Raw genomic sequence first — 12,365 nt, 5'->3', positions numbered from 1 at the left:
TACAAAATTGCGCGATAGGGTCTTTACAGGGGGGACCCCCCTGCATATATCGCCCTCCGCTGCCCCAGGGGGACTTCCAATAACCGCAAGGCAGCCTCGGATGTTTAACGTATTTTTTGGGGGTCCCTTGAGTTGCACCAGCATCATAGCGCCCACGGGCTGATTCAGGCACTTTCGCCGGTCGAACCTGTCACGCTTGTCCGCCCGCACGCTGCGGCGCGCGCAGCGCGTTTCTTCATCGAGCGATTTCCCGGCACGACCATGTATGCGGTCAAGGCGAATCCGTCGCCCGACCTGCTGCGCGTGCTGTGGGATTCGGGTGTCACGCATTATGACGTCGCTTCGATCGCCGAGGTCCGCCTCGTCGCGCGCACCCTGCCCAAGGCGACGCTCTGCTTCATGCATCCGGTGAAGGCCGAGGAAGCGATTTCCGAAGCCTATTGGAAGCATGGCGTGCGTACCTTCTCGCTCGACACGATGGACGAACTCGAAAAGATCGTCCGCGCGACCGAGGGTGCTCAGGATCTCAACCTGCTGGTCCGTCTCCGGGTTTCGTCCGACCATTCGAAGCTCAGCCTCGCCGCCAAGTTCGGTGCCGAGCCCGAGGATGTCGCCGAACTGCTGATGGCGACCCGCCAGGCCAGCGACGCGCTCGGCATCTGCTTCCACGTCGGCAGCCAGGCGATGACCCCGCATGCCTATGCGCAGGCGATGGAGCGCGTTCGCGCCGCGATCGTGTCGGCGTCGGTGACGGTCGACATCATCGATGTCGGCGGCGGCTTCCCCTCGTCCTACCCGGGCATGGAGCCTCCGCCGCTCGGCGCCTATTTCGAAACGATCCACCGGACCTTCGAAAGCCTGCCGATCAGCTATTCGGCCGAACTTTGGTGCGAACCCGGCCGCGCGCTCGCCGCCGAGTATAGCTCGCTGATCGTACGCGTCGAAAAGCGCCGCGGCGACGAGCTGTACATCAACGACGGCGCCTATGGTGCGCTGTTCGATGCGGCGCATGTCGGCTGGCGTTTCCCGGTGACCTTGCTGCGCGAGCCCGAGAGCGACGCCGAGATGACGGCGTTCAGCTTTTACGGCCCGACCTGCGACGATCTCGACCATATGACGGGGCCCTTCTTCCTGCCCGACGATGTCAAAGCGGGCGATTTCATCGAGATCGGCATGCTCGGTGCCTATGGCTGCGCGATGCGGACGAAGTTCAACGGCTTCGGCGCCGATGAGACCCATGTCGTTAGCGACGAGCCGATGGCCAGCCTCTACACCGGCGAAGCCGAACCCGAGCGCCGCACGGCGACGGTGACCAAGCTGTTCTGAGCCGAAAGGCCAGCGAAAACGAAAAAGGGCCGGCGCTGCGAAGCGACCGGCCCTTTTCTTTCAATCGCTGCGCCGCCATTCGCCGGGCTTCATGTCGCCCAGCGTCCAGTCGCCGATCCGCCAGCGCACCAGCCGCAGGGTCGGGTGCCCGACAGCGGCGGTCATGCGTCGCACCTGCCGGTTGCGCCCTTCGGATATCGTCAGGCTGATCCAAGTGTCGGGAATGCTCTTGCGCACCCGGATCGGCGGGTCGCGCGGCCATAGTCCGGGGTCGGCGATTGCTTCGGCCTCGGCGGGACGAGTCAGCCCGTCCTTGAGCTTTACCCCCTGCCGCAACGCCGCCAGCGCCTCGTCGCTCACCTCACCCTCGACCTGCGCCCAATAGGTCTTGGGCATCTTGTATTTCGGGTCGGCGATCCGCGCCTGCAGCCGCCCGTCGTCGGTGAGCAGCATCAGCCCCTCGCTGTCGAGGTCGAGTCGCCCCGCCGGATAGACCCCGGGCAGGTCGATGAAGTCCGACAGCGTTTGCCGCGCCGATCCCACGGTGCCGCGATCGGTGAACTGGCTGAGCACATCATAGGGCTTGTTGAACAGGATCAAGGTCACGGCAGCAAACTCCGCGCCACCGCCTCGGCGACCTTGATGCCGTCGACCGCCGCCGAGAGAATGCCACCGGCGTAGCCCGCGCCTTCACCAGCCGGGAACAACCCGGCGGTATTGAGGCTCTGGAAATCCTCGCCGCGCGTGAAGCGCACCGGCGACGAGGTGCGCGTCTCGACCCCGGTCATCACGACATCGGGATGGTCATAGCCCGCGATCTGCCGCCCGAAGACCGGGATCGCCTCGCGCATGGCCTCGACCGCGAAATCGGGCAGGCATTGCGCAAGATCGGTCGGGGTCACCCCGGGGCGATAAGAGGGGATAACGCTGCCCAGCTCGGTCGACGCGCGCCCCTTCAGGAAATCGCCGACGCGCTGCGCCGGCGCCCGATAGTTCGACCCGCCGGCAACAAAGGCGAGCGATTCCCAATGCCGCTGGAAGGCGATGCCCGCGAGCGGGTCGCCGGGATAGTCGCGCGCCGGGTCGATCGCGACGACGAAGCCCGAATTGGCGTTGCGTTCGTTGCGCGAATATTGGCTCATGCCGTTGGTGGCGACACGCCCCTCCTCCGACGTCGCGGCGACCACGGTTCCGCCGGGGCACATGCAAAAGCTGTAGACGGTGCGGCCGTTCTTGCAGTGGTGCGAGATATGATATTCGGCGGCGCCCAATATCGGGTTGCCCGCATCGGCGCCGAAGCGCGACTTGTCGATCCACGATTGCGGATGCTCGATGCGGACGCCGATCGAAAAGGGCTTGGCCTCGACATACACGCCCGCCGCCAGCAGCATCGCGAACGTATCGCGCGCGCTGTGCCCCACCGCCATGACGACGCGGTCGGCCTCGATATAATCGCCGCCGTTCAGATGCACGCCCTGCACCCGGCGCGTGCCGGCACCGTCGGTCGCAATGTCGATCCCGTCGACCTTGTGCTGCCAGCGATATTCGCCGCCCAGCCCCTCGATCGTCTCGCGCAGGCTTTCGACCATCGTCACCAGCCGGAAGGTGCCGATATGCGGATGCGCCTCGGTCAATATCTCGGGCGGTGCGCCCGCCTTGACGAATTCGGTCAGCACCTTGCGGTCGAGGTGGCGCGGGTCCTTGATCCGGCTATAGAGCTTGCCGTCGGAAAAGGTCCCCGCCCCGCCCTCGCCGAACTGGACGTTCGATTCGGGGTGGAGCACCGAACGCCGCCACAGGTCCCAAGTGTCCTTGGTCCGCTCGCGCACCACCTTGCCGCGGTCGAGGATGATCGGCCGGAAACCCATCTGCGCAAGGATCAGCCCGACGAACAGCCCGCACGGCCCCGCCCCAACGACGACCGGGCGCTTGGTGCCCGCAGGCGGCGCGTTGGTGACGAATTTATAGGCGGTGTTCGGCGTCGGCTGGACATTGCGGTCCTTTCGGAAGCGCGCGAGCACCGTGCGCTCGTCCTTCACATTGACGTCGATCGAATAAATCAGTTTGATGGCAGCCTTGTCGCGCGCATCGTTCGCCCGCCGCGCGACGACATATTTCACCAGTTCGCGCGGCCCGATCCGCAGCCGCTTGCAGATCGCGGCGGGCAGGTCCTCAGGCGCATGGTGCAGCGGCAGCGTCAATTCGGTCAGGCGAAGCATCGCCGCCCTCTAGCCCGCATCGGCGGGCGCGCCAATCGCCCTGTCCTAAAAGTCCAGCCCGAGTGCGACAAAGGCATGAAAGCCCGCGGCGCCGCCGCCATCGACAGTCGGCCATTTCCCGATGGCTAGGCCCGACCGCCGATCGCGCCTATAAGCAGGCGCTCAAATTCCACGACATAAGTGGGAGCCATATGCCGCAGCCCGAACCGAACCCGCCTGCCCAACTGCTGACCGACCGGCGCGTCGCGCTCCCGGTCGCCACTCTCGCGCTTCAAGCGGTTGCCGCCATCTACTTCGTCGTCGACGGCATCGACGACCTGTTCACCGAGGTGCGCCAAGGCATCACCGCCGAGATCGTCATGGAATGCATCGTCGCCTTCGCCTTGCTCGGCGGGGTCGTGATGGGGTCGCGCTACATCCGCCGGATCACCGCCGAACTGCGTCGACAGGACCGGGCACTCGCCGATGCCCGCGGCGCGCTCGCCGACCATATCGCGCTGCGCTTCGACGAATGGGGACTGACCCCGGGCGAAGGCGAAGTCGCGCTGTTCGCGCTCAAGGGCTGCGACGTCGCCGCGATCGCCCGGCTGCGCGGCGCGGCGACGGGCACGGTGCGCTCGCAGCTCAGCCAGATTTACGCCAAGGCCGGGGTCAGCAGCCAGGCCATGCTGGTGTCGCTGTTCATCGAGGATTTGCTCGACGCACCGCGCCCCGCATAAACTTGGCCCGCGTGCCAATCGCCTCTTCCGTTTCACTTCGCAATCATTCTATCGTCGCCCAAAGAAACGGGCGGAGGAGAGACGCGGCGTGATTACCGGAACTGTTGCATGACCATGCTCGAAGGCATCCGCATCATCGACCTGACGACGGTCATCTTCGGCCCCTATGCGACCCAGATGCTCGCCGACCTGGGCGCCGAGGTAATCAAGGTCGAGGCGCCGGGGCTGGGCGATATCTCGCGCTACCTCGGCAACGGCATTCCCGACCCGACGATGGGGTCGGTCCACCTGACGGTCAATCGCGGCAAAAGGTCGATCGCGCTCGACCTCAAGAAGGCCGAGGACGCCGCGGTGCTGCGCGACCTGATCGCGACCGCCGACGTGTTCTTCCACAATGTCCGCGGCAAGGCGATCGCGCGGCTCGGCTTCGATTATGACGGCTGCAAGGCGATCAAGCCCGACATCATCTATGTCCATGGCACCGGCTTCGGACAGGACGGTCCTTACGCGGATTTGCAGGCCTATGACGACGTCATCCAGGCTGCGACGGGCACCACCAGCCTGTTGCCACGCGTCGACGGCGACCCGCGCCCGCGCTATCTGCCGTCGCTGATCGCGGATAAAGTGGCGGGCCAATATGGCGCGCAGGCAATCCTCGCGGCGCTGATCCACAAATTGCGCACCGGCGAGGGGCAGGCGGTCGAGGTTGCGATGTTCGAATGTTTCACCAGCTTCATGATGGTCGAGCATCTGCGCGACGACACGCTCGATCCGCCGATCGGCCCGGCGGGGTACCCGCGCCAGCTCGACCCGACGCGCCAGCCCTTCCCGACCAAGGACGGTTATGTGGCGATCGTCCCCTACACCCCCGATTCGACCGCGCGCCTGCTCGCGCTGTTCGGCAGTGCGCCGTTGCTCGGCACCCCGGCGTTCGAGGCGGCGAAGGCGAAGGGAGAGCATATGCAGCTCGTCTACACCGAGATCGCGCACCAGACCCCGGCGAAAACGACCGACGAATGGCTCGCGCTGTTCGCCGAGAATGATATTCCCGCGATGGCGGTGCGCGACCTGCAGGACATTCGAGAGGACCCCCACCTCGCCGCGACGGGCTTTTTTCGCCACCGGACCCATCCCGATGTCGGCGGCTTCTACGAGATGCAGCCGCCGGTGAAATATGGTGCCGCGCCGTCGCGCGATATCGGCTTCGCTCCCCGGATCGACGGCGATGGCACCGCGATCCGGGCCGAGGTGGCGGCGCCGCAAAACCAATAAGCATCGTCATTGCGAGGAGCCGGAGGCGACGCGGCAATCCAGAGCACGCGTAAACCGCTCTGGATTGCTTCGCTTCGCTCGCAATGACGAGGAAGTCTTGCATTGTGGCGGACCAGCCCTAGCATCGTCGCCAAACAAAAGGGGGAAGCAGATGACGCCGAATATTCTCGCGCCGGGCGCGGTGCTGATCCTGTGGACGCTGATCATGCTGGTGTGGGTCGCGGTATCGCGATTCCGCGCGCTGGCGAAGTCGGGGATCGACCTGAAGGCGGCCCCTCCCGGCGGCCGCGGCGGCGACCTCGAAGGCATATTGCCGCCGCTCGCCAACTGGAAATCGCATAATTATACGCACCTGCTCGAACAGCCGACGCTTTTCTATGCGGTCATCCTGATCCTGCACGCGGTCGGCGGTTATCCCGCCTATGTTGTGTGGATCGCCTGGACCTATGTCGCGCTACGCGTCATCCACAGTTTCTGGCAGGCGACGGTGAACCGCATTCCGGTGCGCTTTGCCATTTTTGCCGCGTCGACGTTGTGCCTGCTGGCGCTCGCCTTGCTGGCGGTGATCGCAACTTTGGGTTGAGGGGGAGAGAAGAATATGGAAACCAACGCGATATTGGGGCCGGTCGCGACGCTCGCACTATGGTCGATGGTGATGTGGGTGTGGATGTACGCGACGCGCATCCCCGCGATGAGCCGCGCCAAGATCGACGCCGCGAAGCTGGTCGGCGGCACCGGCAAGAGCCTCGACGAGGTGTTGCCGCCCGAAGTCCAGTGGAAGGCGCACAACTATAACCATCTGATGGAACAGCCGACGGTGTTCTACGCGGTCGCGCTGGCGCTCGCGATCGGCGGTCTGGGCGGCGGCCTCAACACCCAGATCGCCTGGGCCTATGTCGGTCTGCGCATCCTGCACAGCATCATCCAGGCGACGGTCAACCGCGTGATGTGGCGCTTCGGCATCTTCGCGCTGGCGAGCCTCGCGCTGCTCGCGCTGTGCGTGCATGCGTTCATGGGCTTCGTGCTGCATTGATCTGGGACGTCGCCCTCGCGAAGGCGGGGGCGACGGCTATTTCGAAAACCGTCCCGCCAGTTCGACATGCGTCGACCAGCGGAACTGCCCGACCGGCTGTACCCAGTCGAGGCGATAGCCGCCCGCGACCAATATCCTCGCATCGCGCGCAAAGCTCGCGGGGTTGCAGCTGACATAGGCGATCGCCGGCACGGTCGATGCCGCCAGTTCTTTCGCCTGCTCCTCGGCGCCGGCGCGCGGCGGATCGAGGATCACCGCGCCGAAGCGGTTGAGTTCGGCCGGCACCAGTGGCCGCCGGAACAGGTCGCGATGCTCGCTCGCGACCAGCGCCCGCGCCCGGTTCGCCGCCCCCGTCAGCGCCGCGACCGCATCGCGCGCCCCCTCGGCGGCATAGACTTTCCGCCCCGCCTGCACCGACAGCGCGAAGGTCCCGACCCCCGCAAACAGGTCGGCGACCGCCGGTGCATCGCCGATCGCCCTCGTCACGGCCTCGATCAGCGCCTCCTGCCCGACCGTAGTTGGCTGCAGGAAGGCAAAGGGCGGCACCTCGACCGCGATACCGCCGAAACGCACCGTCGGCGGATCGGGCTGCCACAGCGTCTCATACCCGTCGCCCTGGTCGATCACGAAGCGCGCGAGCCGGTTGGCCCCGGCGAAATCCTGCAGCGCCATCGCCGCTTCGAGGCCTTCGGCCTTCACGCCTTCGAGCACCAGTTCGACCCCCTGGTCGAGCATCTGCATCTTGACCTTCACCGGGCGCCGCGGCGGCGCGATCAGCACCAGCAATTCGCGCACCGGCGCGACGAGCGCGAACAGTTCGGGCAGCAACAGCGGGCACATCCGCATGTCGACGATCTGGTTGCTCTGCGCCGCGTTGAAACCGATCGCGACCTGCTTACCGGTGCGCAGCGCGGTCAGCGCCGCGCGACGACGGCTGTGCGCGGGCGACAGCAGCGCGGGCAGCACTACGTCCGCCGACACCTCCTGCCCCGCAAGCCCGCCGATCACCCGGTCGCGCACATAGTCGGCGAGCGCGGGTTCGGCGACGTGCTGCATCTGGCACCCGCCGCATTTGCCAAAATGACGGCACGGCGGTTCGGCACGGTTGGGGCCGGGGACGATGATGCCGTCGTCGCGGACATGGTCGCCCGGCACCGCGCCCATCACATGGCGGCCATCGGCGGTCACGCCATCGCCGCGCGCGGCGATACGGGTAATCAGGGCTGTTTCGGTCACGTCAGTCTTTCGCCAGGTCGTCGGCCGCCAGATCGTCGGCCACGAGGCCGGGGCCGATAGCCTGCGCGCGCGCAATATGCCAGCCCACTGCGGAAACCGCCGCATCAAAAGCATCGCCGCCGCGCGCCAGCATCGCCCCGCATGCCCCCGCGAGGACGTCGCCCGTCCCCGCCGTGGCGAGCCAGGGGCTGCCCGGCCAGGCCGCGACGACACGGCCATCGGGCGCGGCGATCACGGTATCGGCGCCCTTATAGATGAGCACCGCGCCCGCATCGGCGGCGGCGGCCTTGGCGCGATCGATCTTGCTGCCCGCCAGCCCCGGAAAGGCCCTGGCGAACTCGCCCTCATGCGGGGTCAGGATCGCGGGCACCGCGCCACGGGACGCGCGCAGGCGCGGCAGAGCGGCAGCGATGGCAGCGGCATCGAGCACCAGCGGCTTCGCGCTATCGAGCGCCGACGCGACATCGCGCTCCAGATCGTCGCCCCCCGGATAACCCGGCCCGACGATCACCGCGCCGACCCGCGCATCGCCCAGCCGCTCGCCATAGCGCGCCGCCTCTTCGGCAATGATCGCATCGAAAGGCGCATCGTCGACGCCGCTCAGCACGACATAACCCGCCCCGCTCCGCAGCGCCGCGGCGGCGGTCAGCCGGGCGGCACCGCACATTGGCCCCGACCGGACCAACACCATCCCGCGGTTGAACTTGTGCGCGGTGGCGCCGGGTGCGACGATCAAGGGCAGCGCCGCGCTCCGCATCGCTCGCTCGGCCGCGATCCCGATCGCCGCCAACAAAACCCGCCCGCAATGCGGCGCAGCCGGCAGCAGCACATGCGCGGGCTTGAGCGCCCCCAGGGCGAGCGTCACATCGGCGGACAGCGGCGGTGTCCAGTCGTGAACCCCATCGCCATCGACCCCGCTCGGCACATCGACCGCCAGCACGCGACGCCCGGCGAAGCTCCGCAAGATCGCCGCGAGGTCGCCGCCGATCGGCCGCGTCAATCCGACGCCGAACAGGGCATCGACGATCAGTGGCGCCGGGCCCGTATCGCCCGTCAGCGCCTCGACCGGCCCGCCCCACAGCGCCCGCGCCGCGCGCGCCAGATCGGTCGCCGGTCCGGCCAGCGCGGCAACCCGCACCACCGCGCCACGCTCGGCAAGCAAACGCGCCGCCACATAGCCATCGCCGCCATTATTGCCCGGCCCGCACAGGATCAGCACCGGCCCGCCCGCCGCCATACGCCATGCCGTGTCGGCCACCGCCGCGCCGGCCCGGTCCATCAATTCGGACAGCGAGGTCCCGGCCTCCACGCACGCCGCCTCTGCCGCACGCATCGCGGCGGTGGTCAGGATCGGGGCGTCGCGGGGAATGACCATTTCCTTGTCGTAGCGCGTTTGCCGTCGATGCAGAACATTATACGCGTCCTGGTCGCCGATGCCCCGAACCGGCACGCCCGGTTGTTGACGTCCCGCAAAGCCGCGATAGGTTTGTATTCCAGGGTTTCGGGGACAGGGGAATATCGCCGCATGACGTCCGCCTTTTCGATCGAACCGGGTTCCGGCAACCTTTGCGTGGGCGAAGCACGCTTCGCCCCCTATCAAACCCGTGCCGAGATCGAGCCGCAGATCACCCATCTCGTCGAAAGGTCGCGAGACCATGGCAATGGATATGCATGGCTATACCTGCACGGCCTGAGTTTTGGCGGCCACCCGGCGATCGTCTCGCTATGTTTCCAGGACGACCGTCTGGAACAAGCCGGCTGGGGCGTGACCCTGCCGGATGCGGCAGAAGAGGACGGCTGGCCAACGCGCGGCGCCATCGATGCCGAGATCGCCTTTGTTCGCAAGGCGCTGGCCGAAAATCTCGGCCTCGGTCCGAACTGGAAATCCCCCATGACCTTCAAGTGGGGGGAAATCTGGAGTGCGTTCGACGCAAAGGGAGGTTTCGCGAGCAACGGCCTCCGCTACCGGCCGGCCTGACGCCTCGCCCATATGCCGACAAGCGCCGCGGTCGCAGTCAGCAACAGGGTCAACACGCCCGCCGCGAGCGGATAGAGGCCATCCATTTCGTCGAAAGCGCGGCGCCCGGCGGGCGTATATTGCCCCCACCAGGCAAAAATGCCGAGGGGGACGGCCGCGACGACGAAGAGCGGTACGAGCCATCGAATGACGCTCGCTTCAGGAAGTCCGCGCGTCCGACGCCAGGCCAGAGCGGCAAAAACCACGGAAAGAAACAGGCCGAGCAGCGACAGAATGTCCATGCCCCGCAAGGCTTAGTCGACCCCGCCCGTATCCGCCGGCAAACGATACTTGTCCGCTCCGATCGCGACCTCGATCATGCCTTCGCCGATGATCGTCACCGTCGCTTGTTCGGACCCGTCGGCCGAAATCACCCCGCGCCCGTCGGTGGTGATCTGCAAACGCCGATAACCGACGTCGCCGCGCCCGACCACCAATATGGTGCCCGCTTCGCCGTTCATTTCCTGCACCGTGCAGGTGCGGTCGAACAGCTTCGCGCCTTCGAGCGCGCATTCGATGCGCCCGTCATTCGCCGCATCACGCGATTGCTTCGCTTCGGTTTCGGCGAGCTTGGCATTGTCGGGGGCGCGGTCGCACGCCGCGAGCAACAACAGCGGCAGCGCCGCCAGTCCGATAGTCCTCAACCCTTGCCCCCCTTTAGCTGCGAAAGATCGCGCACCGCGCCGCGTGCGGCGCTGGTCGTCATCGCGGCATAAGCCTGAAGTGCTACCGAAACCTTGCGCGGACGCGCTTTCTCGGGCTGCCAGGCAGCCTCCCCCTTCGCCTCCATCACGGCGCGACGCTCGGCCAGCACGCTGTCGGCGACCGCAAGCGTGATCGTCCGCGACGGAATGTCGATGTTGATCAGATCGCCATTCTCGACCAGCCCGATCGTCCCGCCCTCGGCCGCTTCGGGCGAAACATGGCCGATCGACAGCCCCGAGGTGCCGCCGGAAAACCGCCCGTCGGTGATCAAAGCGCAGGCGGCGCCCAGCCCTTTCGATTTGAGATAGCTCGTCGGATAGAGCATTTCCTGCATGCCCGGCCCGCCCTTCGGCCCTTCGTAGCGGATGACGACGACGTCACCCGTCTCGACCTGCCCGGTCAGGATTCCGGCGACCGCAGCATCCTGGCTTTCATAGACCTTCGCAGGACCCGAAAATTTCAGGATGCTCTCGTCGACCCCGGCGGTCTTCACGATGCAGCCGTCGAGCGCGACATTGCCCGACAATACCGCCAGCCCGCCATCCTGGCTGAACGCATGCTCGGCCGAGCGGATCACGCCGGCTTCGCGGTCGAGGTCGAGGTCGTCCCAGCGCCGGTCCTGGCTGAACGCGACCTGCGTCGGCACGCCCCCGGGCGCCGCCATGAAGAATTTCTGGACCTCGGGGTCGTTGGTCCGCGAAATATCCCATTTGTTGAGCGCATCGCCCAAGGTCGCGCTGTGGACCGTCGGCAGGTGCGCGTGAAGCAGCCCGGCGCGCTCAAGCTGGCCGAGGATCGCCATGATCCCGCCGGCGCGATGGACATCCTCCATATGGACGTCGCTTTTCGCCGGCGCGACCTTCGACAGGCACGGCACGCGGCGCGACAGCCGGTCGATGTCGGCCATGGTGAAATCGACCCCGGCCTCGAACGCCGCAGCGAGCAGGTGCAGCACCGTGTTGGTCGATCCGCCCATCGCGATGTCGAGGCTCATCGCATTTTCGAACGCTTCGAAGGTCGCGATATTGCGCGGCAACACGCTGTCGTCGTCCTGCTCATAATGGCGGCGGCACATGTCGACGACGAGGCGACCGGCGTTCAAAAACAGCGCCTTGCGGTCGGCGTGCGTCGCCAGCGTCGAGCCATTGCCCGGCAGCGACAGTCCCAAAGCTTCGGTCAGGCAGTTCATCGAATTGGCGGTGAACATGCCCGAACAACTGCCGCAGGTCGGACACGCCGCCTGTTCGATCGCCAGCACTTCCTCATCGCTATATTTCTCATCCGCCGCGGCGACCATCGCGTCGACCAGATCGAGCGCGACGGCTTTGCCCTTGAGCACGACCTTGCCCGCTTCCATCGGGCCGCCCGACACGAAGACGACGGGGATATTGATGCGAAGCGCCGCCATCAGCATGCCCGGCGTGATCTTGTCGCAGTTGGAGATGCACACCATCGCGTCGGCGCAATGCGCGTTGACCATATATTCGACGCTGTCGGCGATCAGGTCGCGGCTCGGCAGGCTGTAGAGCATGCCGTCATGGCCCATCGCGATGCCGTCATCGACCGCGATCGTGTTGAATTCCTTGGCGACCCCGCCATGCGCCTCGATCTCGCGCGCGACCATCTGGCCGAGGTCCTTCAGATGGACATGGCCCGGCACGAACTGGGTGAAGCTGTTGACCACCGCGATGATCGGCTTGCCGAAATCGCTGTCCTTCATCCCGGTCGCGCGCCAGAGGCCGCGAGCGCCCGCCATGTTGCGGCCATGGGTGGTGGTGCGCGAACGATATGAAGGCATTTTGAGCAGTCCTGATAATAATATTTCAAAATTTGGCGAA

At 66.4% G+C, this 12,365-nt stretch carries 13 protein-coding genes; 6 read left to right on the top strand and 7 right to left on the bottom strand.

Going from position 1 to position 12,365, the window contains the following annotated elements; all coding sequences use genetic code 11:
• Window positions 1-132: 132 nt before the first annotated feature.
• Window positions 133-1,326 (top strand): type III PLP-dependent enzyme, encoded by a 1,194-nt coding sequence (locus AC3WS4_RS11760; protein ID WP_492738536.1) that lies wholly within the window; start codon window positions 133-135, stop codon window positions 1,324-1,326.
• Window positions 1,327-1,386: 60 nt separating this feature from the next.
• Here the strand turns inward: AC3WS4_RS11760 and AC3WS4_RS11755 are convergent, their stop codons facing one another.
• The gene (locus AC3WS4_RS11755; RefSeq protein ID WP_492738538.1) at window positions 1,387-1,932 is read right to left on the bottom strand and encodes a pseudouridine synthase; all 546 of its coding nucleotides are present in this window, start codon (window positions 1,930-1,932) and stop codon (window positions 1,387-1,389) included.
• On the bottom strand, window positions 1,929-3,545 hold the full coding sequence (locus tag AC3WS4_RS11750) for an NAD(P)/FAD-dependent oxidoreductase (protein ID WP_492738541.1): 1,617 nt from the start codon (window positions 3,543-3,545) through the stop codon (window positions 1,929-1,931). Before AC3WS4_RS11750 ends, AC3WS4_RS11755 begins: the two co-directional genes overlap by 4 nt.
• A 191-nt stretch (window positions 3,546-3,736) precedes the next feature.
• Here AC3WS4_RS11750 and AC3WS4_RS11745 point away from each other — a divergent pair, with 191 nt between their 5' ends.
• From AC3WS4_RS11745 to AC3WS4_RS11730, 4 genes are all read left to right on the top strand, one after another.
• Window positions 3,737-4,264, top strand: a complete 528-nt coding sequence (locus AC3WS4_RS11745) for a helix-turn-helix transcriptional regulator (protein ID WP_222943122.1) — start codon at window positions 3,737-3,739, stop codon at window positions 4,262-4,264.
• Between the two features lie 108 nt (window positions 4,265-4,372).
• Entirely contained in the window at window positions 4,373-5,536 is a 1,164-nt protein-coding gene (locus tag AC3WS4_RS11740) for a CaiB/BaiF CoA transferase family protein (protein WP_492738545.1), read from the top strand.
• Window positions 5,537-5,687: 151 nt separating this feature from the next.
• Complete coding sequence (locus AC3WS4_RS11735; RefSeq protein WP_056347800.1) at window positions 5,688-6,119, top strand: MAPEG family protein; 432 nt, start codon at window positions 5,688-5,690, stop codon at window positions 6,117-6,119.
• A gap of 15 nt (window positions 6,120-6,134) precedes the next feature.
• Window positions 6,135-6,569 (top strand): MAPEG family protein, encoded by a 435-nt coding sequence (locus tag AC3WS4_RS11730; protein ID WP_056347802.1) that lies wholly within the window; start codon window positions 6,135-6,137, stop codon window positions 6,567-6,569.
• A gap of 36 nt (window positions 6,570-6,605) precedes the next feature.
• Here the strand turns inward: AC3WS4_RS11730 and AC3WS4_RS11725 are convergent, their stop codons facing one another.
• Together AC3WS4_RS11725 and AC3WS4_RS11720 are read right to left on the bottom strand one after the other, a co-directional pair.
• Window positions 6,606-7,805 carry a class I SAM-dependent RNA methyltransferase gene (locus tag AC3WS4_RS11725; RefSeq protein ID WP_492738552.1) on the bottom strand — a complete coding sequence of 400 codons (1,200 nt, stop codon included), beginning with the start codon at window positions 7,803-7,805 and terminating at the stop codon, window positions 6,606-6,608.
• Between the two features lies 1 nt (window position 7,806).
• Entirely contained in the window at window positions 7,807-9,180 is a 1,374-nt protein-coding gene (locus tag AC3WS4_RS11720) for an NAD(P)H-hydrate epimerase (protein ID WP_492742794.1), read from the bottom strand.
• A 27-nt stretch (window positions 9,181-9,207) separates the two neighbouring features.
• Between AC3WS4_RS11720 and AC3WS4_RS11715 the strand changes: the two genes are divergently transcribed.
• Window positions 9,208-9,783 carry a hypothetical protein gene (locus tag AC3WS4_RS11715; protein ID WP_492742792.1) on the top strand — a complete coding sequence of 192 codons (576 nt, stop codon included), beginning with the start codon at window positions 9,208-9,210 and terminating at the stop codon, window positions 9,781-9,783.
• Here the strand turns inward: AC3WS4_RS11715 and AC3WS4_RS11710 are convergent.
• Genes AC3WS4_RS11710 through ilvD form a run of 3 tightly spaced genes read right to left on the bottom strand, consistent with a single transcriptional unit; the run spans window position 9,768 to window position 12,325 of the window.
• The gene (locus AC3WS4_RS11710) at window positions 9,768-10,064 is read right to left on the bottom strand and encodes a hypothetical protein (protein WP_187141545.1); all 297 of its coding nucleotides are present in this window, start codon (window positions 10,062-10,064) and stop codon (window positions 9,768-9,770) included. The two genes, AC3WS4_RS11715 and AC3WS4_RS11710, sit on opposite strands and share 16 nt — an antisense overlap.
• A 12-nt stretch (window positions 10,065-10,076) precedes the next feature.
• A complete protein-coding gene (locus tag AC3WS4_RS11705; RefSeq protein WP_187141544.1) occupies window positions 10,077-10,466 on the bottom strand; it encodes a hypothetical protein in 390 nt (129 codons plus the stop codon).
• Entirely contained in the window at window positions 10,463-12,325 is a 1,863-nt protein-coding gene (gene ilvD / locus AC3WS4_RS11700) for a dihydroxy-acid dehydratase (RefSeq protein ID WP_492738557.1), read from the bottom strand. Before ilvD ends, AC3WS4_RS11705 begins: the two co-directional genes overlap by 4 nt.
• Window positions 12,326-12,365 lie beyond the last annotated feature (40 nt).

This window comes from Sphingopyxis sp. EU05-FHT14B03 (genome assembly GCF_058790875.1).
The sequence above is the reverse complement of the archived record's forward strand: the minus strand, read 5'-3'. Positions and strand labels throughout refer to the sequence as shown.

Excerpts from the sequence above, each read along its gene's own strand:
- AC3WS4_RS11750 (WP_492738541.1), bottom strand. The coding sequence starts at position 3,545 with ATGCTTCGCCTGACCGAATTGACGCTGCCGCTGCACCATGCGCCTGAG.
- AC3WS4_RS11745 (WP_222943122.1), top strand. The coding sequence starts at position 3,737 with ATGCCGCAGCCCGAACCGAACCCGCCTGCCCAACTGCTGACCGACCGG.
- AC3WS4_RS11740 (WP_492738545.1), top strand. The coding sequence starts at position 4,373 with ATGACCATGCTCGAAGGCATCCGCATCATCGACCTGACGACGGTCATC.
- AC3WS4_RS11735 (WP_056347800.1), top strand. The coding sequence starts at position 5,688 with ATGACGCCGAATATTCTCGCGCCGGGCGCGGTGCTGATCCTGTGGACG.
- AC3WS4_RS11730 (WP_056347802.1), top strand. The coding sequence starts at position 6,135 with ATGGAAACCAACGCGATATTGGGGCCGGTCGCGACGCTCGCACTATGG.
- AC3WS4_RS11720 (WP_492742794.1), bottom strand. The coding sequence starts at position 9,180 with ATGGTCATTCCCCGCGACGCCCCGATCCTGACCACCGCCGCGATGCGT.
- AC3WS4_RS11715 (WP_492742792.1), top strand. The coding sequence starts at position 9,208 with ATGCAGAACATTATACGCGTCCTGGTCGCCGATGCCCCGAACCGGCAC.
- AC3WS4_RS11710 (WP_187141545.1), bottom strand. The coding sequence starts at position 10,064 with ATGGACATTCTGTCGCTGCTCGGCCTGTTTCTTTCCGTGGTTTTTGCC.
- ilvD (WP_492738557.1), bottom strand. The coding sequence starts at position 12,325 with ATGCCTTCATATCGTTCGCGCACCACCACCCATGGCCGCAACATGGCG.